The following is a 23963-nucleotide window of genomic DNA, read 5'->3' on the forward strand; positions in this document are numbered from 1 at the left end:
TTATGGTGGAACTTACAGGCAATCAATTAACCTTAGAGCAGGTTAAACAGGTTTGCTATGAAGGGGAGCTTGTTACGATATCCCCGAAAAGTATGCAAAAAGTCAAGGAAAGTAGAAAAGCTGTTGAACGGATTGTAGCCAATAACAAGACGGTGTACGGCATTAATACAGGGTTTGGGAAATTTAGCGATGTGATGATTGCTGAGGACGATGTCAATGACTTGCAAATGAATTTAATTCGCTCCCATGCATGTGGTGTGGGAGAGCCCTTTCCAGAAACCGTTTCAAGAGCAATGGTTCTGTTACGGTTAAATGCATTGTTAAAAGGATTTTCTGGGATAAGACCGATTATTGCGGAACGTCTTGTGGAGTTGTTAAATCTGCAAATCCATCCGGTCATTCCACAACAAGGTTCACTTGGGGCCTCTGGTGACCTTGCTCCACTTTCTCATCTCGCACTCGTGTTACTCGGTGAGGGAAAGGTTTATTATGCAGGGAAGATTTTTCCGACTGTCGAAGTCTACCAAATTGAAAAACTAGAGCCAATTGAGTTGCATGCTAAAGAGGGGCTGGCTTTAATTAATGGGACCCAGGCAATGACGGCCATGGGCGTCATCAATTGGCTAGAAGCAGTGGACTTGGCACATCAAACCGAATGGATTGCTGCGATGACTATCGAGGGGCTGGAGGGAATCATTGATGCTTTTCACCCCGCTATCCATGAAGCCCGAGGATATCCCCAACAAATTGCCGTAGCTGAACGCATTCGCAAGTTGCTTTCAGGCAGTAATCTAATCACTGGACAAGGGGAAAAACGGGTTCAGGATGCCTATTCCTTGCGCTGTATTCCCCAAGTTCATGGAGCTTCCTGGCAGGCATTGGATTATGTGAAAGAAAAACTTGAAATTGAAATAAATGCAGCTACAGACAATCCATTGATCTTTGATGATGGTGAAACCGTGATTTCAGGTGGGAACTTCCATGGCCAACCGATTGCAATTGCAATGGATTTTATGAAAATTGCCGTTGCCGAGTTCGCAAGTATTTCAGAGCGAAGAATTGAGCGGCTCGTGAATCCACAATTAAATGATTTACCGCCATTTTTAAGTGCGCAGCCAGGACTACAGTCAGGAGCGATGATTATGCAATATGTTGCGGCATCGCTCGTGTCTGAAAATAAGACGCTCGCACATCCAGCAAGTGTTGACTCGATTCCATCTTCAGCAAATCAAGAGGACCATGTGAGCATGGGGACTATTGCAGCACGCCATGCTTATACGATAATTCAAAACGTCCGGCGAGTTCTCGCGATTGAATGCATCTGTGCTCTCCAGGCAGTCGAGTACCGTGGGGTGGAAAAAATGGCACCACAAACTAAAGTATTTTACGAGGCAGCTAGGAAAGTTGTATCTTCCATTACCAAGGATCGGGTGTTTTCTGAGGATATTGAAAACATGACTGATTATCTTAAAAAAAATAAGGGCAGATGGACAGCTTTCAAGTTGAAGGAAGAGGAAGATCAAATTTCAATAGACTAATATTTTATAAAGGGAGAGGGGATTTAAGATGGAGGCAAAGACAAATCGCGTGGTAAAGGCTAAAAAGGGACTCAAGCTTGAGTGTAAAGGTTGGGAGCAGGAAGCAGCACTAAGGATGCTATATAACAATCTAGACCCTGAGGTTGCGGAAAAGCCTGAGGAATTAGTTGTCTATGGCGGAATTGGGAAAGCGGCTAGAAACTGGGAGTCGTTTGATGCGATTGTGAATACACTAAGGAGGCTTGAAAATGATGAAACGATGCTCGTTCAATCAGGAAAACCAGTCGCGGTATTTAAAACACATAAAGCGGCTCCTAGAGTTTTATTGTCCAATTCAGTTCTAGTTCCAAAGTGGGCGAACTGGGAGCACTTCCATGAACTTGATCAAAAGGGCCTTATGATGTATGGGCAAATGACGGCTGGAAGCTGGATTTATATTGGTACGCAAGGGATTTTGCAGGGGACGTATGAGACCTTTGCGGAAGTGGCGCGGCAGCATTTTGATGGTTCTCTTAAGGGCACGCTGACGTTAACTGCTGGACTTGGCGGTATGGGTGGGGCTCAGCCATTAGCTGTAACAATGAATGGTGGGGTTTGTATTGCCGTGGAAGTAGATTCAAAGCGGATTAAAAAACGAATTGACACCCGGTATTGTGATGTTATGACTGATTCCCTCGATGAGGCGTTAGAATGGGCAAAAGAAGCAAAGGAAAAAGGGAGGGCATTGTCCATTGGACTTGTTGGTAATGCAGCAGAGGTTCACCATGAAATCCTTCAGCGTAACGTTACGGTTGAGATTGTCACCGATCAAACCTCTGCGCATGATCCATTAAATGGATATGTTCCAATAGGGTTAACAGTTAAGGGGGCAACTGAACTTCGCAACCATGATGGTGATCGCTACGTTCGGTGTGCTAAGGAATCGATGGCGTGTCATGTGGCAGCGATGCTGGAATTTCAGCGAAAAGGCTCCATTGTGTTTGATTATGGCAATAATATTCGCCAGGTGGCCAAGGATGAAGGTGTGAAAGATGCCTTTGATTTTCCGGGGTTTGTTCCGGCATATATTCGCCCCTTGTTCTGTGAGGGAAAAGGACCGTTCCGTTGGGCGGCGTTATCGGGGGACCCAGAAGATATTTACCGAACAGATCAATTAATCAAAGAGTTGTTCCCAGATAATAAACCTTTACTTCGTTGGATTGAAATGGCAGAAGAAAAGGTAGAGTTTCAGGGGCTACCAGCACGTATTTGCTGGCTTGGTTACGGGGAACGAGTTAAGATGGGGCTTGCCATAAATGAGCTTGTGAGAAAAGGAGAATTAAAGGCTCCAATTGTAATTGGGCGTGACCATCTTGATTGTGGCTCGGTCGCCTCTCCGAATCGTGAGACCGAAGCGATGAAGGATGGAAGTGACGCTGTAGGTGACTGGGCAATTTTAAATGCATTGGTTAATGTGGCCGCAGGAGGGTCTTGGATTTCTGTTCATCATGGTGGTGGTGTTGGTATGGGGTATTCGCTACATGCAGGTATGGTCGTGGTCGCAGATGGGACGGAGCTTGCTGACGAGCGTTTGGAAAGAGTGTTGACCACTGACCCTGGCATGGGGGTCGTTCGTCATGTTGATGCAGGATATGATCGAGCCGTCGAGGTTGCGAAGGAAAAGGGTGTAGACATCCCAATGCTAGATAAATAGGATGTTAAATTACCAAAAAGGGAAACTATCGTTTGGTGTATCATAGGCCCTTATCGAACGGTTTCGAACTACAGTCATCGTTTTTTGATAAGAAGTGCAAGGGAATGGGAGGAGAATTACAGTGTTCTACGATTTACTCGTATATAATATCGGCCAATTGCTTTTACCGAGGAATAGCTTAAAGCCTTTGAAAGGGAAAGAAATGAGCGTGCTACCTGTTGAGGAGAACGCTGCTTTTGCAGTGAAGGATGGAAGAATCGCCTGGATAGGAACTTCGGCAAAGGCGGCATCTGTTCAGGCGAAGGAGAAACTTGATGCCTATCAAAAGGTGGTTTCTCCTGGACTTGTTGACCCGCATACCCATTTGGTGTTCGGTGGTTCACGGGAAAACGAACTAGCTTTAAAGCAAAAGGGCGTACCTTATTTAAAGATATTAGCGAATGGAGGAGGAATTCTTTCAACGGTTGCAGCCACAAGACAATCTACAGAAAAGGAGCTAGTAGAACGAGCTAGTTTCCATCTAGAGAGAATGGTTACGCATGGTGTCACCACAATCGAAGCGAAAAGCGGTTATGGGTTAGACCGAGAAACGGAACTAAAACAATTACGAGTTACAAAGACAATTGCTGACAAATATCCTATATCCATTGTTTCGACGTTTCTCGGACCACATGCGATCCCACCAACATATAAGGCTAATCCTGATTTCTTTCTTGCGGGTATGATAGGGTTACTCGATGTAATAAAAAAAGACAATTTAGCTGAGTTTGTAGATATTTTTTGTGAAACAGGGGTCTTTACAATTGAACAGTCTCGTGAATTTTTACAAAAGGCGAAGGAAAAAGGGTTTGGTTTAAAAATTCATGCCGATGAAATTGACTCATTAGGTGGAGCAGAATTGGCCACTAGTCTTGGTGCAGTAAGCGCGGATCACTTAGTGGCGGTGTCAGAGAATGGCATTAAAAACCTAGCCGAAAGGGATACGATTGCCGTTTTACTACCTGGCACGACGTTTTATTTAGGCAAAGACCAATATGCACCTGCGCGTAAAATGATCAACGAAGGAGTAGCCATTGCCCTAGCAACAGACTTTAATCCAGGCAGTTGTGTAACCGAAAACCTCCAGCTTATTATGTCACTTGCAGCATTAAAGTTGAAAATGACGACGGAGGAAATCTGGAATGCTGTTACCGTCAATGCTGCTTATGCGATTGGAAGGGGAACCGAAGCAGGGACCCTTGATCTTGGCAAATGGGCAGATTTCGTTATTTGGGATATCCCTAATTATCAATATTTGCCGTACCATTTTGGTGTGAATCATGCTGCGAGTGTATATAGTAAGGGAATTAAGCTCTGGGAGAGACCTAAATTAACAATATTTGAAGGATGAAACATTATTCTCTTTTGCGGGAATAAAAATGATTAATGAATTGATTGGTTTTTGACAAATTTGGCCTATTTCATATCTTGACTTTTCTCGGTGGTCGGCATAATATTTATTAAAACAGCTGAACGTTAACGGAGGATTAGTACGCGGGTCCTTATGTGACAAGAGAGTGGGATTTGAAGCTGGGAGATCCTACCACATTAAGCCGCCGAACCTGCCTTCTGAGTCCCATGAAAACATGGGCGCCCGCCAGGCGTTATCTGGAAGAGTGGGATGTAACCTTACATCCAATATAGGTGGTACCGCGGAAGAAAGCCCTTTCGTCCTTTATGTAGAGGATGAATGGGCTTTTTTTATTGCGCTGAGTTGTACATTGTTGACTATTCACACGTTGATTTGAACGGATATCAACGCCCACTTATTAACGTATTCAGTTTAGAGGAGTTATTGTAAATGGAGAAAAAACGTATTGTTGTAAAAATTGGTAGCAGTTCATTAACCAATGAAAAAGGGGAAATCGATCAAGAGAAATTGAGTGACCACGTCCGAGCAGTAGCTGGACTTCGGAAAGAAGGGCATGAAGTCTTAATGGTTTCTTCTGGGGCGGTTGCCGCCGGTTTTAGTCGGTTAGGCTATCCGACAAGACCTGTGACATTGAAGGGAAAGCAAGCAGCTGCGGCTGTTGGTCAAAGCCTACTCATTCAATCTTATATTGAACAGTTTAGCGCTTTTTCGATTATTCCTGCGCAAATCTTACTAACCCGGACGGATTTTTCGAACCGAGATCGTTATAAAAATGCCTATGCAACGATTATGGAGCTCCTTGAACGGAGATTGTTGCCGGTTATCAATGAAAATGACACGGTTTCCGTTGAGGAATTGACGTTCGGTGATAATGATATGCTTTCTGCCCTTGTGAGCGGGCTTATACATGCGGACCAGTTGATTATTTTAACGGATATTAATGGGCTTTATGATTCTGATCCTAGATCCAATCCGGATGCTAAAAGACTTGATGTTTTAGAAACCATTACAGATGAAATGGTGGGGTTTGCCGAAGGAGCAGGCTCAAAGGTTGGGACAGGTGGAATGAAATCGAAGCTGATGGCGGCAAAAACAGCGCTTTCCTTAGGAGTCCCAGTTTTTATTGGACAGGGAAAAGGCAGCGATAAATTAAATGCAATTCTAAATGGTTCTGGAGACGGAACTTATATCCAAAATAAAAGCATTACTTATATTAATACTAGGAGGCAATGGATTGCTGTCCACTCTGAAGTTTCAGGATCGATTTACGTTGACCAAGGCGCAGAAGACGCGATTATATCCAATGGAAAGAGCTTACTTCCGGCAGGTGTTACGGGGATTAGAGGAACCTTTCAAACAGGCGACGTTGTTGAAGTCTTTGGTCCTAGTGGATTATTAGGAAAAGGGGAGGTAACGTATTCGGCTGAGGTCTTAGAATCTGTTATAGGAAAAAGTAGTGCCAGTGAAAAGCCATTAATGGAAGTTATCCATCGCAATAAATGGGTTAAAGTATAGATTGGAGGAAAAAAAGATGAGCGAGGTTAAAACAAAAGGGCTGGTAGCGAAAAAGGCTAGTCAGGTATTAGTTGGGGCAACAACAGAGGAGAAAAATAGTGCACTTCAGCTGATTGCTGCACAGCTTATTTCAGACCAAGAGACTATCCTTATAGAAAATCAAAAGGATTTGGAAGATGGAAGGGAGAAGGGTCTCTCAGAATCCGTTCTTGACCGAATCATGTTAAACGAAAAGCGAATTCATGATATGGCTGATGCGATTCGTCTGTTAGTAAACTTAAAGGATCCAATTGGAGATAACCTTGAAACCATCCATAAGGATAACGGATTGTTAATCAAAAAAAATCGAGTGCCTATAGGCGTTATCGGAATGATTTATGAGGCAAGACCAAATGTGACAATCGATGCGGCGACGCTTTCATTGAAAACAGGGAACGCGGTTATTTTACGAGGCAGTTCTTCGGCACGATATTCAAATATGGCACTAATTCAATCGATTCATACGGCACTTGGAAAAAGTACACTTCCTGTTGAAGCAGTCCAGTTAATTGAAGACACGAGCAGGGAGACCGCGAAAGAGCTCTTTCATCTAAATGAATACTTAGATGTTCTAATTCCAAGGGGGGGGAAAAACCTGATTGATACGGTAGTTCGTGAGTCTACGGTGCCTGTGCTAGAAACTGGAGCGGGAAATTGTCATATCTTCATTGATGAAAGTGCAGAAGTAGAAATGGCTGAGCAAATCGTGATAAACGGGAAAACGCAACGACCTTCAGTCTGCAATGCAATCGAAACGGTGTTAATCCAGCAGACTTGGTTTAATCAGCATGGAGAAAAACTATTGAAGGTATTGGCCGAACATGGGGTTGAAGTTTACGGCGATGAAAAGGTTTGTGCTATGTCCCAAGGGGCAAAACCTGCAACAGAAGAGGATTGGTATACGGAGTATCTAGCTTTATCTGTAAGTGTAAAAGTAGTTGAAAACGTGGACGAAGCGATTCACCATATAAACAAGTATGGGACAAAACATTCTGAAGCGATTATAACAAGGGATGAACAGAATGCTTCATCTTTTCTAACGAGGGTTGATGCAGCAGCTGTTTATCATAATGCCTCGACAAGATTCACAGATGGATTTGAGTTTGGGTATGGTGCAGAAATTGGGATTAGTACTCAAAAACTCCATGCCAGAGGCCCTATGGGCTTAGAAGCACTAACTTCCAGCAAATTTTTTGTGCAGGGGAATGGTCAAATTCGAAAATAAGTGTCATAATATTATCAAAATATAGTTTATTAAGACAGGGGTATGCAAAATGACTGAATTAAAAATCGATATCACTCTTGCTTCATCTAGAAAACAAAAGCCGGATTTTGATCATCTTGAATTTGGTAAGAATTTTACGGATCATATGTTTATTGTCGATTATACGGAAGGTCAAGGCTGGCATGATGCTAGAATCGTTCCTTATCAGCCACTTACCTTAGATCCTGCTTCAATGGTTTTCCATTATGGGCAGACTGTGTTTGAAGGGTTAAAGGCGTATCTTACGAAAGACAATGAAGTATTATTATTTAGACCAGATATGAATATGAAACGATTGAATCGCTCGAACGACCGCCTTTGTATTCCAAAGGTTGATGAAGAATTGGCTTTAAGTGCATTGAAACAGCTGATCAATGTGGACCGGGAGTGGGTTCCTACTTCAGAAGGTACTTCTCTTTATATCCGTCCGTTTATCATTGCAACTGAACCTTATTTAGGTGTTTCACCATCTAAGCGGTATAAGTTTATCATCATCTTATCGCCAGTAGGGGCTTATTATAAAGAAGGCATTAACCCTGTGAAAATTGCCGTGGAACGTGAATATGTACGTGCTACAATTGGCGGTACTGGAAATGCGAAAACTGCCGGCAACTATGCGGGAAGTTTAAAGGCACAAGAAGTAGCTGAAAAGGATGGATATTCCCAAGTCTTATGGTTAGATGGACGAGAAAATAAATATATTGAAGAAGTTGGCAGCATGAATATCTTCTTTAAAATAAACGGAGAGGTTGTCACTCCTATCCTAAATGGTAGCATTCTCGAAGGAGTGACAAGGGATTCCATTCTGCAACTATTGAAATATTGGAATATCCCAGTCTCAGAGCGCAGACTTTCAATGGAGGATCTTTATCAAGCCTATAAAGATGGTCAACTAGAGGAAGCTTTTGGTACAGGTACAGCTGCGGTTATTTCTCCAGTAGGTGAATTAGCTTGGCAGGGAGAAAAAATGGTTATTAACAACGGTCAAACTGGGGAGTTAGCGAAAAAGTTATATGACACTTTAACAGGAATTCAGCTTGGAACCGAACCGGACCCATTTGGTTGGACGGTAAAAGTTGCAAAACAAGAGTCAGCAAATCTGCTGTAACCCTTTTTAGTCTTTTGTCATTCTCTGAACAGAAAATGGCAGGAAAACATCTCCTTAAGTCGAATACTTTTCATGTAAGGAGATGAGACAATTGGATACAGTCATAATCGTAACGATCAAGGTTAAAGGATTACCTGTCCCAATAAAGATAGCATCACAATCAGAGCCAACCATTAGTCAAATTTATAAAATGATTGCAGACCTTGCCAAGAAGCATGACATAACAGGGGATATTCAGTTTATGAAAATCCTTCAAGAAAATGAGCAAAAGATGTATATCTATGAGATAGGAAATCAAAAGTGCGTAGTCTTAATCGAGAAGTTAGAAAAAGTCATCGAGTTTGAGAATTAATTTAACCTGTTTTCCTTTTAAGGAATTCAACAACATAAGGTTGAGAAGAAAGGGCAAGCTATTTCATATCGCAAACTTAGGTGATGACAATGAAAATATTAGGTATTGATGGTGGCGGAATTCGTGGGGTCTTTGCAATTTCAATTTTAAAAGCGATGGAAGAAGCGTACCAGACAAGGGTTGGTGACCATTTCAATTTAATTGCCGGAACAAGCACTGGATCCATTATAGCAGCAGCAACGGCTTTGGATTCGGACATGGATACTTTGTTAGAACAATACCTTCGATACGGTGAAAAGATATTTATTAAAGAGGCCAAGGTTGGCCTCTTTAAAAGTATTTACAGTGACCGCGCTTTACGTTCGCTGCTAAAAAAGTCGTTTGGTGATCGAGAACTTAAAGAAGTTTCAAAGCCATTATTAATTCCGACCGTCGATTTGACTCATGGGAAACCATATGTTCATCGTTCACATGTACCAGATGAATTAGGTAATATATCAATCAAAGTTTGGGATGCTGTACTTTCGTCTTGTTCGGCACCTATCTATTTTCCCCCAAACAATATAGGGAACAAATACTTATCCATAGACGGGGGCTTATGGGCTAATAATCCTTCTCTCGTTTGTTTGACAGATGCTTTGCATTATTTTAATGAGAAGCTCGAATCGGTCCATATTTTATCGCTTGGGACAGGAAAACAGAATATTGATTTCTCTATTGATGGTGGCGAAAAGGAATGGGGAATTAAACATTGGTTACCATTCCAATTACCATCGTTAAAAGTTACCCCGAAGCTGTTAGATTTAGCTTTGGATATTTCGTCAGAATCGGTTTCTTATCACTGCAAATTGTTACTTGGAAATAACTATTTCCGCATTAACAAGGAGCTTGGTGAAGAAATGCCTTTTGATGATGTGGCTTATATGGATAAATTAATCCAGTTAGGGAAAGAGGCATTCGAGGAAAACTGCGAAGAAATTGAAAGGTTTTTGGAGATTTAAAATGGATGATAAGCTCATTTAACTATCACTATACTTTTTGCTATAGCTAAAAGAGATAAAAACGGAAAAGACCCGGAAGCCTGAATGATGGTTTCTGGGTCTTTTATTTATTCTTCAGGAGCAGGATGAATTTTTAGCCACAGGATACCAAATTCTACTAGTGGTCGCATTTCAACGACAAGCGTTTTTGCCATTCCTAGCTTGCCTTCAAAGATTTCACCGTCGAAATCTTGAACTATCTCCGGAAAACGATCTGAGTCCATTTCGACACAATCATAGGGCTGCCAAACTCGCTTCCCATCTATCATCACGGCGGCTCCTTGTGGAAGAGTTTTACGATCTTTCTGCATAAACTCTGCATAATGGAGAGGAGTGCAGGAGTCAAACCCTGTGCCGATAAGAACAATTTTCACTTCTGCCTTCATCATTTTACCTAATGGTGAACCTTCGCCAAAAGAGTCCTCAAGTGGTTGGTCCTTCATCCATTCAGCCGCATTCTTCCCCCAGGCAATAAAGGAATGTGCTGGATGAGGACTTCGCACTGTATGGGGATGGCGGTGGAGGCACTCAGCAATTTTCCCCATTTCACGGAGTGGACTTAAGTGAGGGTCGTAGGCTGGAAAATGATCACGAATAGGTTGATGCCATTCCTTTGGAACAGGTGGTAGCATCCAATAAGATGGATCTGAATTGTCTGCAGATTGGGCAGGCATCACAATCGTACCAGTTTCTGTCACCGTTTCAAGTAGTGCTTCCACTACCGCCTGTGGTCCTCCAGCTATCCACCCCATGCTACTAAGTGAGGAATGGACCATAATATGGTCACCAGCGTATATTCCTAGCTCTGTAAGTTGTTTTTTTAATGTATCTTTGGATTGAAATTCTTTTGTGTTTAAAATTCGATTCAATTCATGCATGCTCATTTACCCCCCTATAAAAATATATCATATTATAAGTGCAGGAAAAGATTTCTTTTTGTAGAAAGATAGTACATAGACGCTCATTTGTCTGTATAGGTATTTTATAAGGTTAGTAGCAATAAAATAGTTTGAATAGTGCTACTACTTGTTGGTGTACAGTTGGTACGAAATAATGCTGGATATGGTGGGAGGAAGCTGAATGGAGAATTACGCGCAATTTAGATCCCCGCAAACAATCCTTTATGGGCGAAATTCGTATGAAAAAATTGCCTCAGAGGCTAGTTTGCTAGGGAAAAAAGCACTGATTATTAGTGATCAGGTGATAGAAAGTTTAGGGTTTTTAAGGAAGTGTGATGACCTGCTAGAGGAGAGTGGGATTCAGCGTTGCTTTTATATAGGAGTCCAATCAGAGCCAACTGATAATTTTGTGTCAGAAGCTTTGGAGCTGTTTAAAGATGAAAACTGTGATTTCATCATCTCAATTGGGGGTGGCAGCTGCATCGATACGGCAAAGGCCATTTCAATTGTGGCCAGCAATGGTGGGTATATTGGCGATTATATGGGGATGAAGAAAATCGCCAAGAACAAACCAATTCCTCATATCGCAGTACCAACGACAGCAGGAACAGGCTCAGAGGCAACGGATGTAACCATTATTACCAATACAACAACAGATGTGAAAATGATGATTAAGCAACCAGCGCTCATGCCAACTGTTGCAATCGTTGATCCACTTCTAACTATCTCTTCTCCTCAACATGTAACCGCAGCAACAGGTGTAGATGCCCTGAGCCACGCGATTGAAGCATATATATCAAAAAAATCCCACCCAATGACCGACACCTTAGCCTTATCGGCAATGAAGTTGATTGTGAATAATCTTTTAACTGCTTACGAAGATGGAGAAAGCTTGGATGCTCGTGAAGCTATGTCTCTAGGCTCGATGCAAGCAGGAATGGCGTTTAGCAATGCTTCAGTATGTCTTGTCCACGGAATGTCGCGGCCGATTGGTGCCCTCTTTCATGTTCCGCATGGTTATTCAAATGCCATGCTGCTAACAGCCGTTTTAGAGTTTAGCAAGGACGCTTGTATAGAAAGGCTTGCTGATTTAGGAAGAATTTTTGATGGTGACTATATCAAGAAATCGGACGAGGAAGCAGCGGAAAAAGCAGTTCAAGCCGTTAAAAGCCTGTGTATGACGCTAAAAATACCTAATCTTCAAGGCTGGGGAATTGATAGCGAGCAGTTTACTAGTGCTGTTCCTAAAATGGCCAATGATGCGCTAGCTAGCGGCAGTCCCGCAAACAATCCAAGAGTACCTACTCAGGCTGAAATTGAGGAATTGTACCGAGTTTGTTATCACTATGAATTCAAGGGTGAATCCACGATAAAGTATTAGTATATAAAATTGAACATAAAGGAGAAATTGAACAATGACAACAACATCCACTAAACTTTTAAAAAACTACATAAACGGTCAATGGGTTGAAGCGAAAACGGATCGTTACCAGGCTGTACCAAACCCAGCAACGGGGAAAACCATTGCTGAGGTGCCAATTTCGTCAAAAGAGGATGTCGAGGATGCGGTACAATCAGCGAAAAAGGCGTTTCAAACCTGGAGCAAAACACCGGTTCCAAAACGGGCACGCATCCTGTTCAAATACCAACAGCTACTAGTTGAAAACTGGGATGAATTGGCGAGCTTGATTACTCAAGAAAACGGCAAAAGCTTTAATGAAGCATATGGAGAAGTACAGCGTGGAATTGAATGCGTAGAGTTTGCTGCTGGTGCGCCCACGTTAATGATGGGAAAACAGCTCCCCGATATTGCAACCGATATGGAGTCGGGGATGTATCGTTATCCGGTTGGGGTAATTGGGGGAATCACTCCATTTAATTTCCCGATGATGGTTCCTTGTTGGATGTTTCCACTTGCGATAGCAGTAGGCAACACCTTTGTATTAAAACCTTCTGAGCGGACACCGATTCTAGCAAATCGGTTGGCAGAGCTGTTTTCAGAAGCTGGACTTCCAGAGGGAGTATTAAATATTGTTCATGGTGCCCATGATGTGGTTAATTCATTACTTGAACATAAAGATGTCCCAGCGATTTCATTTGTCGGCTCCCAGCCAGTTGCCGAGTATGTTTATAAAACAGCTGCTTCACATGGAAAGAGAGTTCAAGCCTTGGCTGGTGCAAAGAATCATTCGATTGTGATGCCAGATGCAGACTTAAAAGGGGCTGTTAAGGAAATTATTGCTGCTTCTTATGGCTCAGCAGGTGAACGTTGTATGGCTTGTTCCGTGGTAGTAGCCGTTGGCGAAGTAGCTGAACCGTTATTAGCTCGATTGCAGGAAAAAGCAGATGAAATTAAAATCGGCAATGGGCTAGAAGAAGGGGTATTTTTAGGACCTGTTATTCGGCAAGAGCATAAAGAGCGAACGGCGAGCTATATTGAAAGTGGCGAAGCAGAAGGTGCAATTTTAGTTAGGGATGGTCGTAATGACGAGAGCTATCATCAAGATGGATATTTTATTGGACCGACCATTTTCGATAAGGTAAACCCTTCAATGAAAATTTGGAAGGAGGAAATCTTCGCACCGGTATTATCGATTATTCGGGTGAACAATTTAGAAGAAGCAATTGAGGTAGCAAATGAATCCGATTTCGGCAACGGTGCTTGTTTGTTTACGCAAAACGGGAGCCACGTACGGTATTTTAGAGAGAATATTGAAGCTGGGATGCTTGGTGTTAATATTGGCGTACCTGCCCCGATGGCATTTTTCCCATTCTCAGGATGGAAAAATTCATTCTATGGGGATCTTCATGCAAATGGGTCAGATGGAGTTGAATTTTATACGAGGCGGAAGATGCTGACAGCACGTTGGTAGGCTATTCGGCTTAAAACTTGGACCAGTTGATTCTCTTCAACTGGTCTTTAGTAAAATTTATTTTTCACCTGATGATTGGAGCGGAAAACCAACAACTATATTTTAAAAAATCCTCTTTGTAATTAATTCTGATATGTACAGGGCATATTAATAGCAAAGTTTATTTAAAGGGGAGGCCTTCTACATGACAATAAGTTCTGAAATGGAGCATAAAACTGTCTGTTTTACTGAGTATGATACATTGAAAAGGGTAATTCTCTGTCAACCCCAATACATGACCATTCGTGATGTGATAAATGAAACACAAAAACATTTTAAAAACGAAGGCATACATATTGAGCGAGCTCTTGAACAGCATGAGAATTTTGTACAAACTTTGCGTAGCCATGGGATTGAAGTCATTTTACTCCCTTACCATAAAAAATACCCAGAGCAAGTCTTTACCCGTGATATCGGGTTTACGCTAGGAGAAACGGTTTTTGTTGCAGATATGGCTAGTGATGTTCGCCAGGGGGAAGAAAACGTTTTACGGCAATGGCTCGAAGACGAAGGCTTCTCTTATTATAATATCATTGGAGACCATATCGAAGGTGGCGATGTCATCATTGATGGCAAAACTATTTATGTTGGTTTAAGCAACCGGACAAACCAAATGGCGGCAGACCACTTACAAAGGTTATTGAGTAGTTTCGAGGTAAAAGCAATTCCTTTTAAAGAAAGATATCTTCATTTGGATTGTGTGTTTAATGTGGTATCACCTGAGGTTGCTTTAATCTATCCGGAAGCGTTAACAGAAGAGGATATGAAGTTATTCGGTTCTAGATATGAACTCATTGAAGTATCGAAAGAAGAACAATTTACGCTTGGGACAAATGTATTATCGATTGGTAATAAGCGAGTCTTGAGCTTACCGGTTAATAAAGAAGTGAATAAGCAGCTACGTGAACGAGGTTTTGAAGTGATTGAGGTCGATATTACCGAGATTATCAAATCAGGTGGCTCCTTCCGTTGCTGTACATTACCAATACTAAGAACAAAAGAACAGTAAACGAATGGTGAGGAATCTTGCCCTTAAATGGGGAAGGTTCTTTTGTGTATCGCTGCTAAAATACTTATTTACATAATGTAATTATAATAAACAATAATTTTACTTAATCAGTGATGTGCTTTTTGCTTCAAGATGTTTTTTCGTGTAGGAAAGTACCTACCAAGCTATAATGAAAGTAATAGCAAATAAAATTAGCAGAACTGGAGTGGGAATGTAACAGTGAGTAAAACGTTTTCGGAATGGTACGATTTTTTTATGAGCCCGTTAGAGAGGGGACGCTTTAAGAATATTCGTTTGGAGTTATTAAAAAATGCTAGCGGAACGGTGTTGGAGCTTGGTTCGGGTACTGGCGTGAATTTTCCCTTTTATCGTGGTGTGGAGGTGACGGCCATTGATCCTAGTCCCTTTATGGTCACACGTTCCATAAAACGCAAGAAACTATCACGGGTGCCAATCGAATTGATTCAAGCAGGTGCAGAACGACTTCCATTTCCCGACAATACTTTTGACACGGTGGTTGCGACTCTAGTCTTTTGCACGATCCCAAATGCAGAAGATGCAATGGATGAAATCAAACGAGTTTGCAAGCCAAATGGCAAGATTTTAATGTTTGAGCACGTAAAGATGACGCAACCATCTCTAGCTAAGTTGCAACAACTCCTAACACCGTATTGGAAAAAAGTCTGCGATGGATGCTGTTTAGATAGAGATACTCATCTGTTAGTAGAAAAGAAAGGATTTATTGTAGAGGAAACAAAGGATTATTATAAGAGCCTTTTTAAAACGATGGTTCTAAAAAATGAAAAAAGGGGTTAAGGTCAGCTTTCCATCATAAGCTTTATTATAGAGGCAAATGGATAAGAGGTGGGATATTGAAAGGAAAAGACCGAGTGATCCAACAGTTTGGAAAGAATGCGGGGCATTATGTGACAAGCCAATCACATGCAAAAGGAGAAGACCTCCGAAAATTGGTTGAAATTATTGCAGCGAAACAGCCTTCTGGAGAGCTCTTGGATATAGCAACAGGTGGTGGACATGTTGCAAACGCATTAGCTCCTTATTTTAAACAGGTCGTTGCATTGGATTTAACTGCTGAAATGTTGGAGAAGGCGAAAGGGTTTATTGAGTCAAAAGGGATTAAAAATGCGGCTTTTGTTCAAGGAGATGCCGAAAATTTACCCTTTCCTAATGAATCCGTTGGGTCTGTGACATGTAGGATTGCTGCGCATCATTTCACAGATGTACGGAAATTTGTCAAAGAAGTACAGCGAATTTTAAAAGAAAAAGGGCTGTTTATTTTAATCGATAATGTAGCTCCAGAGATTCGCGAATATGATTTGTTTTATAACACAATCGAAAAGAAACGCGACCCAAGTCATGTTCGGGCCTATAAGAAATCTGAATGGGTTTCGATTCTTGAACATGAAGGAATCCTTGTTGAGGAAATGATTCGTTTTAAAAAGAAGTTCTCTTTCGATACTTGGTGCGAAATGATGGATGTACCTGAACGAGAGAAACAAAAATTGAATGACTTTATGACCCATGCTTCACAGCCTTTCATTGATTTTTTCTCTGTGGAAATCGAAGAAGGGAAGGTACAATCTTTCCAGGGTCAATCTGTACTTATCGTAGCTACAAAAATTTAAGGTGAAAGAAAACAGCTTTTGTGTAATCATCTAAACACCTAAACATATAATGATGAAGGATTCTAGATTATATGGAGGATACGTTGATGAAGGTGATAATATTATCCTTATTAACTACTTTATTAGGTGTTTTAATCTTTCTAAATATCTCCTTGAACAACGCGAAAACAGTTTCGAACCAGATAGAAAAGGAATATCTAACCTATCAATATACGATTACGAAAATTGATCAATCTGGTTACTATGGTGAAGGGAAAGATGGGCGACGCATTTATATAAAAAAGGAAAATGTGAATGTTGATGACAATCTAAAGGAAAATGACACCATCATCGTCTATTTTGAAAAGGACAATCGAAAGGATGGTCTGGTAAAGGTAGAGAAGGATTTCTAGTGTTTAAGGAGCTTGCGCAATTAGAAGGTAAAAAACACGATTCTCATTGAGAACCGTGTTTTTTATTATGTGTGATAGATTACTGTTTCGTATAAAGCTTTTGCGAAGGGGCTTGTAATGTGTCCGAAATAGATGCTGTGAGACTGTATGGGCCTTGTGCATCGTGCCCCGCTTCCCACAACATCATACCACCAAAGCCATAATCCAGTGCTAGCTTTGTTTTTCTTTCCATTGTTTTCATTCCATTAAAATGGTATATCGTACCATTCATTGTGATTTTATCATGAGCGGAACTTGTGGCATCATGCTTGATAATAGTTGCATAGGATATTTGCTTTGCCTGAGGATCCTCTGGCTGTGCATAAAAAGGTACGCCCAAAACAAGTTTTTCAGTTGGAATCTGCTGGTCTATAAAAAGCTCGCTCCAATAGGTTACGATATTTTCAGTATAGGAGAATGGTGATAAATTAGCGGCATTATAACCACCATCCCATTGACCGTCATAAGCCATAATGTTGACATAGTCTACATACTTAAACATGTCCGGTTCATAGATGACAGAAGTGATTTCTGTACCAGCAACACTGTGCACTTTTGCATTTACGGCGATGGATAATTGTTTGTTCCTGTTTTTAAGCTGCCTGCTTAATTCTTCCGTGAATCCAGCTAAATACTTTGCATCCTCCTCTGAACGTGGATGTTCAAAGTCAATATCAATGCCGTCGAGATTTTCGCGTTCTACTAAGCTAATAAGTTCGTTTACTAATTTAGTACGGGTTTTCTGGTCTTGAATAGCCGTTTTAAAATAATCATACGATTCACCACCATCAAGGTGAAACCACCCTCCGACAGCGAGCATTACTTTTTTATCTTGATTATGTGCTTTTTGAACCAAAGTTTGGAGGTTCTTTAATGCTGTTTCTCCACCAAGTATTAGACCACCATCCTTTGTTGGATGAGCAAAAGAGAAAATGATATGAGTCAATTCCGATAGATTAATTGTGTCAGGATCACGAAAATCTTGAACGTAACCAATTAGCACTTTAGAATTGGGAGTTTGTATATTTGGCATTTGCTTAGGTTCAGCTATTTTCCCTGATTGAGCAATCTCTTCATGATACCTAGGAGATGCAGCTTCCTTGCTTAATTGATTCGAGTACAACATTCCTGATAGAAAACCGATGGCTGTAAAAAAAACAGCGATAATGAGGGGAACTAGAAATTTCCGTTTAGTCATGCAGATTCCTCCCAAGATTGATTTTTAAATTGTAACAAAAAAACAACAGCCTGAGGATGGTAGAATCTAACAAACAACAGGGGCTATCCACTTTATAGGAGTTAATAGAATTATATAGCATCATTCAATTATATTTTTTTGCATAAATATCATAAAATATGATTTTTTATTCAATTTTCACTTGCGCCGAAGGATTTCATGCTTTATATTATAGAAAGAAGTTTTTCCTTCACCATTTTTTTGAAAGGGGATTGGAATGGGAGAGAAACAGTTTAATCAAATTATTAAAGAAGGCTTTTCTTCCTTGTCTCCTGGACAGAAAAGAGTGGCTGAGTATATCAAAGGACATATGGATGAGGGTGCTCTACATACTGCTTATCAAATTGGCAAAAAAGCAGGTGTGAGTGAAACAACCGTGATACGGTTGGCTTATGCATTAGGCTTTTCCGGCTTTTCAGATTTGCAGGAAAAGGTTCGCCGAGATTGGTTGGAAAATAAACAAGCGTCTCAGACTGAAGTTTCGGCTGCAATCGACACAACAGAGGAAAGTCAATTATTTGAGACAGTCATCCAACGGGAAAAGTCGATTCTAGAGCAATTGCTAAATCAAGGAAGTTCAGAAGATTTATGGGTAGCAGTTGATAAGATTGTGCAGGCAGATCGTATATTTATCGGAGGATTTGGAAGCTCTTTTGCAGCAGCGTATTGGTTCTACTATTCTCTAAGGCAATTACGAGAAAATGTCAGCATCTCAACACCAACTGGTTTCATGCCTGAAGATGTTAGTGAGTTTACAGAGAAGTCCTTGGTTATCGTCTTTTCTTTCCCTCGGTATCGAAATGATTCTTTAAAACTTGTAAACTCGGCGAAACAACAAAAGGCTGGAGTGCTGGCGATTACTAACAGACAGTTATCCCCAGTTGGGCAGATTGCAGAATTGACATTAACAACAGAGGAACAAATCGAATCAAGTCACAACTCGATTTCTTCTGCGATTACTTTATTAGAGGTGTTGATTGCTGGGATTCATCATAAAGATGAGGAACGCATTAGTAGCAGACAGCAAAAATTAGAACGAATTTATGCTAATCATGGCTTATTTATAGAATAGAAAGACTTTCATACTACTAAATAATTAGAGGTGTTATCAATGACAACAAATACAGCATCAAAAGTAGAAAAACAAACGGAAACGAAATCGTTTCCTATTAGTGATTATTTAAAGTTCATCCTTCCTTCATTAATCGGTATTCTATTGTTTATTACTCCAATTAAAACAGAGGATGGAATTACGATTCCTGTTGCATTTTTATCGAATCAAATTAATGGGGCAATTGGTGATTTCATTCCAGCAATAGTGGTCTTGGTCATGGCGATATCAACCGTTGGGTCTATAATTGCCACAGTAGTTAAACCGAATTTTATAACGCAAAATAAAACAATGAATACACTATTTAGTGTAAGCAAGTTCTGGGTCGTGGCACGTCTTTTGGGTACAATTTTTGCAGCAATGACTTTATACAAAATAGGTCCAGAAATGATTCATTCCGAGAATACGGGTACTCTTTTGCTTTACGATTTGATCCCAATTCTATTTACAACCTTCTTACTAGCGGGAATTCTTTTACCATTATTATTAAATTTTGGTCTACTGGAGTTCATTGGTGCTTTATTCATGAAGGTGATGAGACCTATTTTTACTTTGCCAGGGCGTTCGTCTTTAGATTGTTTAGCTTCTTGGGTTGGTGACGGTACGATTGGTGTTCTATTAACGTCAAAGCAATATGAGGAAGGTTATTATACAAAGCGTGAAGCGGCGGTTATCGCCACGACTTTCTCTGTGGTATCCATTACGTTTTCAATTGTTATTCTTCAATATTTAGAGCTTGAACAGTATTTTGTGCCATACTACTTAACTATTATCTTTGCTGGTCTTGTGGCCGCTGTTATTATGCCACGAATCCGTCCACTCTCCAAAAAAACGGATACTGGTTATGAACTAACTGAATTAAAAGCAGAAGAAATGATCCCAGAAGGGGTTTCCCAGGTTAAATGGGGGTTAAATAACGCAGTAAACAAAGCAAGAAAAAATGATTCAGTTGCAAATATTTTCACAGAAGGCTTCAAAAACGTCTTAGATATGTGGCTAGGTGTGCTGCCAATTGTAATGGCAATTGGAACTGTAGCTCTGGTCATTGCCGAGTTCACTCCTGTATTTACTATCCTTGGAAAGCCGTTTGAACCAATCTTGACCCTTATGCAGGTTCCTGAAGCTGCTGAAGCTGCTCAAACAATGGTTATCGGATTTGCTGACATGCTTTTACCAGCGATTATCGGAAGTGGAATTGAAAGTGAGTTAACGCGATTTGTCATTGCGTGTGTCTCTGTTACGCAGTTAGTATACTTGTCCGAAATGGGTGGCTTACTTCTAGGATCAAAACTTCCTGTAAGCTTCAAAGATTTAGTGCTTATTTTTATCCTTCGTACTGTGATTACATTGCCAATCGTGGTACTTGTGGCTCATATTATTTTCTAATTATATTTGACTGTAAGTCGGGAGGGAGCTATTTCCGTGGATCCAATAGAATTTATTGAGGCTCAGAGAAATACTATTTTCAAAACCTATCATGATTTGCATCAACTTGCAGAGCCGAGCTGGAAGGAAGAGAAAACCTCCCGCTACCTACAAAAGAAATTGAGTGATGCAGGTTATATGGTCCAGACCTTCTCTGGCCATTATGGGTTTGTTGCGGATCTTCCAGGAGAAAATCCGGAGGTCATTGCGCTTCGTGCTGACATGGATGCATTAGTTCAAGAGGTGGGTGGAGTCGTTCGACCGAACCACTCCTGTGGGCATGATGCGCATAGTACGATGGTGCTTATGGCGGCTCTTTCTCTATATAAAAGCAATATAAAACTCAAGCATAGTGTTCGGTTTATTTTTCAACCAGCTGAAGAAGTAGCTGGTGGTGCACTGAAAATGATGGAAGATGGTGCTCTCAAGAATGTTAAATTTCTTGGTGGAGTCCATCTCCGTCCTTCGTTTGAGGTTCAATATGGCAAAGCTGCTCCGGTGATCTTACATGGATCTACGACAACACTAAAGGGTGTCATCAAAGGAATTCCAGCACATGCGGCGAGACCAGAAGAAGGGAATAACCCTATAGAGGCGGCATCACTTCTAATCCAGGCAATGAAGCAAATAAAGCTTGGGGGGGTAGGACGTTATTCGATTAAAATAACGCAACTGCATAGTGGAGAAGCGTCTAATGCGATTCCAGAGAATGCTCGTTTTACCTTTGATTTACGCTCGGAAACAAATGAGGGAATGGAGTTATTGATCTCGAAAGCCAAACATACGGTTCATAAAATCGCTGAGTTGACAGAAACAAAGATTGATATCGTTATGGATGAATATTCTCCAGCAGCTGTGAAGCATCCTGAGGGTATCCGATTGGCAGAATCTGCAATTAGCTCAATTCTTGGGAATGAGAATCTAGTATCAAAGTGCGTATCCCCAGGAGCGGAGGACTTTCATTTTTACACACTAAAAAATCAAGAGATTCATGCAACAATGATTGGTTTAGGATGTGATTTGACTCCGGGTTTACATCATCCTAATATGAAGTTTAATCATGAAGCGCTCGTGTATGGAACAAAGATTTTAACAAAACTACTAATAGAAGCAGATCAGCATAATTGGGATTGATGTGGAATGGAGGAGTTGGGAGTTGAACCAACCTGTTTTAGAAGAAATTGAAATTCGAAACCTGCAAACCGTCGAGGAGTTAGAGCTAGTACGCCAGCTTGAAGCGATTGTTTGGAGTTTCGAGGATTCGGTACCAGTGAACCAAACCATTACAGTTGTAAAAAATGGTGGGTTCATCTTAGGTGCCTTTTTATATAATGAATTAATTGGTTTTCAATATAGTTTCCCCGGATTCGATGGGAAGAAAGTGTATCTTTGCTCGCATTCGCTAGGTATTCATCCTAATTTTCGTAAATATGGAATTGGTGAAAAGTTGAAATGGGCTCAAAAAGAACTGGCCGTGGCTAAGGGCTATAAGTTGATTTCATGGACATATGACCCGTTAGAAACGGTGAATGGGAACTTGAATTTACATAAACTGGGCGCTGTTTGTTCTACCTATTTGGAAGATGCGTACGGGGAAATGGATGATGGCCTAAACTCTGGAATCACGACTGACCGATTTTTAGTTGAATGGCGATTGGACGAAGTGCAGAACAATGTTGGGGAATTACAAAGGAATGACACTAGACATGTTGACGGTCAGAACATTGTATTGGAAACCTCCAAGAAGGGTAGTTTTTTCGTACCGAGTGAAATAAATTTAGAGTTGGAGTCTGACTTGTTATTTGTGCCCGTACCGGGAAATTTTCAAGAAATTAAAAATGATGATTTTGCACTTGCAGTTGAATGGAGAAATGTAACACGTAAGATTTTTACTTACTTTTTACGCAGTGGGTGGCAAGTCACGGACCTAATTAAATGCGAAAAACATCAGTATTTATATCTGTATGTATTGGAAAAGAGGGGTTAAGGATGGAGATAGAGAAGATTATCCTACGTCAGATTAAAATGGACCTGCTTACGCCTTTTACGACTAGTGTAGGGACGGAAGTGGACAAAGATATCATTTTGGTTGAGGTGGTAGGGAAAAACGGATTATCAGGATGGGGTGAATCTGTTTCAATTGTCCAGCCGATGTACAACGAAGAAACGGTAAAAACGAATTGGCATATGATGACAGACTTTCTAATCCCTCTATTAATAAAAGAGCCCTTTGAGCATCCTGATATGGTTTTAAGCCACTTCCAATATGTTCGCGGTAATTTTAATGCTAAAGCTGCAATTGAAGGGGCAGTTTGGGATCTCTATGCAAAAGAGCAAAATCTTCCTTTAGCGAAAGCTCTGGGTGGGGTGAAAGATAAAATTGAAGTGGGTGTTAGTGTTGGCATTCAACATTCAGAACAACAACTACTTCAGCAAATTGAGGGGTATTTGCAGGAAGGCTATAAACGCATAAAAGTAAAAATCAAGCCTGACTGGGATGTGTCAGTTCTTGCGTTAATTAGAAGGCATTTTCCTCACATTCCGTTAATGGCCGATGCTAATTGTGCTTATACTTTAGAGGATATCGATCATCTACGGAGATTAGATGAGTTTAATTTAATGATGATTGAGCAACCATTGGCACATGATGATATTATTGATCACGCGATGCTGCAGGCAAACTTAGAAACACCAATATGTCTGGATGAAAGTATTCATTCTGCTGAAGATGCCCGAAAAGCCATAGAATTGGGAAGTTGTCGGATTATTAATCTTAAAATTGGCCGGGTCGGCGGCTTGACAGAATCCAAAAAAATTCATGATCTTTGTGTAAAACATGATATTCCCCTTTGGTGTGGGGGCATGCTCGAGGCAGGTATAGGTAGAGCTCATAATATAGCGATTACATCATTAGCAAATTTTACGATTCCTGGAGATACTGCACCATCTTCACATTATTGGAAACAGGATATCATTGAACCTGAGGTAAAAATGGATAATGGATATATATCTGTTCCAGATGGGCCGGGCATTGGCTTTGAGCCTAATCTTGAGATGATTGAAAGATTGACGTTAAAACAAAGTACCATTCAGTTTTAAGTTTTTTATTATTTTTAGTCTAAATAGGATGTTTGGTTAATACAAATCTATAAAAAATGAAATAGTTTCCAAATGCTTCGATGGTGGATTGTTTTATGCCCCCATTGAAGCATTTTTAAATTTTAGGAGAATAGCAGTTGATGGATGGAACGGGTTTGTTTTATAATGAATGAATATTCAATCATTTATCTTATTGGTGGTTATTAAATTCATTCTTGTGATATGAGGTGACAA

General features: G+C 40.7%; 21 protein-coding genes. 19 read left to right on the forward strand and 2 right to left on the reverse strand.

From position 1 onward, the window contains the following. Positions 1–2: 2 nt before the first annotated feature. The 8 genes from hutH (at position 3) to LG336_RS12655 (ending at position 9921) form a co-directional block, all read left to right on the forward strand. Positions 3–1538, forward strand: a complete 1536-nt coding sequence (gene hutH / locus LG336_RS12620; RefSeq protein WP_404332855.1) for a histidine ammonia-lyase — start codon at positions 3–5, stop codon at positions 1536–1538. 28 nt (positions 1539–1566) lie between these two features. Then, positions 1567–3231 (forward strand): urocanate hydratase, encoded by a 1665-nt coding sequence (gene hutU, locus LG336_RS12625; protein ID WP_404332856.1) that lies wholly within the window; start codon positions 1567–1569, stop codon positions 3229–3231. A 121-nt stretch (positions 3232–3352) separates the two neighbouring features. Then, a complete protein-coding gene (hutI, locus tag LG336_RS12630) occupies positions 3353–4621 on the forward strand; it encodes an imidazolonepropionase (RefSeq protein WP_404332857.1) in 1269 nt (422 codons plus the stop codon). A 450-nt stretch (positions 4622–5071) separates the two neighbouring features. Further along, the gene (gene proB, locus LG336_RS12635; RefSeq protein WP_404332858.1) at positions 5072–6157 is read left to right on the forward strand and encodes a glutamate 5-kinase; all 1086 of its coding nucleotides are present in this window, start codon (positions 5072–5074) and stop codon (positions 6155–6157) included. 16 nt (positions 6158–6173) lie between these two features. Next, on the forward strand, positions 6174–7421 hold the full coding sequence (locus LG336_RS12640) for a glutamate-5-semialdehyde dehydrogenase (protein WP_404332859.1): 1248 nt from the start codon (positions 6174–6176) through the stop codon (positions 7419–7421). Between the two features lie 49 nt (positions 7422–7470). Beyond that, entirely contained in the window at positions 7471–8568 is a 1098-nt protein-coding gene (locus tag LG336_RS12645; protein WP_404332860.1) for a branched-chain amino acid aminotransferase, read from the forward strand. Positions 8569–8659: 91 nt separating this feature from the next. Next, the gene (locus tag LG336_RS12650; RefSeq protein ID WP_404332861.1) at positions 8660–8920 is read left to right on the forward strand and encodes a hypothetical protein; all 261 of its coding nucleotides are present in this window, start codon (positions 8660–8662) and stop codon (positions 8918–8920) included. 89 nt (positions 8921–9009) lie between these two features. Beyond that, positions 9010–9921 (forward strand): CBASS cGAMP-activated phospholipase, encoded by a 912-nt coding sequence (locus tag LG336_RS12655; RefSeq protein WP_404332862.1) that lies wholly within the window; start codon positions 9010–9012, stop codon positions 9919–9921. A 107-nt stretch (positions 9922–10028) separates the two neighbouring features. Here the strand turns inward: LG336_RS12655 and LG336_RS12660 are convergent, their stop codons facing one another. Continuing rightward, positions 10029–10844, reverse strand: a complete 816-nt coding sequence (locus LG336_RS12660; RefSeq protein ID WP_404332863.1) for an aminoglycoside N(3)-acetyltransferase — start codon at positions 10842–10844, stop codon at positions 10029–10031. A gap of 196 nt (positions 10845–11040) precedes the next feature. Here LG336_RS12660 and LG336_RS12665 point away from each other — a divergent pair, with 196 nt between their 5' ends. The 6 genes from LG336_RS12665 to LG336_RS12690 all read left to right on the forward strand — a co-directional run bounded on the left by LG336_RS12665 (position 11041) and on the right by LG336_RS12690 (position 16818). Next, positions 11041–12240 carry an iron-containing alcohol dehydrogenase gene (locus LG336_RS12665; RefSeq protein WP_404332864.1) on the forward strand — a complete coding sequence of 400 codons (1200 nt, stop codon included), beginning with the start codon at positions 11041–11043 and terminating at the stop codon, positions 12238–12240. Between the two features lie 34 nt (positions 12241–12274). Further along, on the forward strand, positions 12275–13732 hold the full coding sequence (locus tag LG336_RS12670) for a CoA-acylating methylmalonate-semialdehyde dehydrogenase (protein ID WP_404332865.1): 1458 nt from the start codon (positions 12275–12277) through the stop codon (positions 13730–13732). A gap of 184 nt (positions 13733–13916) precedes the next feature. Then, positions 13917–14780 (forward strand): dimethylarginine dimethylaminohydrolase family protein, encoded by an 864-nt coding sequence (locus LG336_RS12675; protein WP_404332866.1) that lies wholly within the window; start codon positions 13917–13919, stop codon positions 14778–14780. Between the two features lie 219 nt (positions 14781–14999). After that, positions 15000–15596, forward strand: a complete 597-nt coding sequence (locus LG336_RS12680; RefSeq protein WP_404332867.1) for a class I SAM-dependent methyltransferase — start codon at positions 15000–15002, stop codon at positions 15594–15596. Positions 15597–15652: 56 nt separating this feature from the next. Beyond that, entirely contained in the window at positions 15653–16426 is a 774-nt protein-coding gene (locus LG336_RS12685; RefSeq protein ID WP_404332868.1) for a class I SAM-dependent methyltransferase, read from the forward strand. Positions 16427–16512: 86 nt separating this feature from the next. Next, entirely contained in the window at positions 16513–16818 is a 306-nt protein-coding gene (locus tag LG336_RS12690; RefSeq protein WP_404332869.1) for a hypothetical protein, read from the forward strand. 79 nt (positions 16819–16897) lie between these two features. Here LG336_RS12690 and LG336_RS12695 read toward each other — a convergent pair whose 3' ends face one another. After that, positions 16898–18055 carry a glycoside hydrolase family 18 protein gene (locus LG336_RS12695; protein ID WP_404332870.1) on the reverse strand — a complete coding sequence of 386 codons (1158 nt, stop codon included), beginning with the start codon at positions 18053–18055 and terminating at the stop codon, positions 16898–16900. Between the two features lie 256 nt (positions 18056–18311). Here LG336_RS12695 and LG336_RS12700 point away from each other — a divergent pair, with 256 nt between their 5' ends. The 5 genes from LG336_RS12700 to menC are packed head-to-tail and all read left to right on the forward strand — an operon-like array spanning position 18312 to position 23729. Then, the gene (locus LG336_RS12700) at positions 18312–19166 is read left to right on the forward strand and encodes a MurR/RpiR family transcriptional regulator (RefSeq protein ID WP_404332871.1); all 855 of its coding nucleotides are present in this window, start codon (positions 18312–18314) and stop codon (positions 19164–19166) included. A gap of 39 nt (positions 19167–19205) precedes the next feature. Further along, on the forward strand, positions 19206–20591 hold the full coding sequence (locus tag LG336_RS12705) for a YjiH family protein (RefSeq protein WP_404332872.1): 1386 nt from the start codon (positions 19206–19208) through the stop codon (positions 20589–20591). Positions 20592–20627: 36 nt separating this feature from the next. Next, positions 20628–21764 carry an amidohydrolase gene (locus tag LG336_RS12710; RefSeq protein WP_404332873.1) on the forward strand — a complete coding sequence of 379 codons (1137 nt, stop codon included), beginning with the start codon at positions 20628–20630 and terminating at the stop codon, positions 21762–21764. 22 nt (positions 21765–21786) lie between these two features. Next, complete coding sequence (locus tag LG336_RS12715) at positions 21787–22617, forward strand: GNAT family N-acetyltransferase (RefSeq protein WP_404332874.1); 831 nt, start codon at positions 21787–21789, stop codon at positions 22615–22617. Between the two features lie 2 nt (positions 22618–22619). Beyond that, positions 22620–23729 (forward strand): o-succinylbenzoate synthase, encoded by a 1110-nt coding sequence (gene menC, locus LG336_RS12720; RefSeq protein ID WP_404332875.1) that lies wholly within the window; start codon positions 22620–22622, stop codon positions 23727–23729. Positions 23730–23963 lie beyond the last annotated feature (234 nt).

The organism is Mesobacillus maritimus (genome assembly GCF_044803185.1).
Classification (GTDB): Bacteria; Bacillota; Bacilli; order Bacillales; family Cytobacillaceae; genus Mesobacillus_B; species Mesobacillus_B maritimus_B.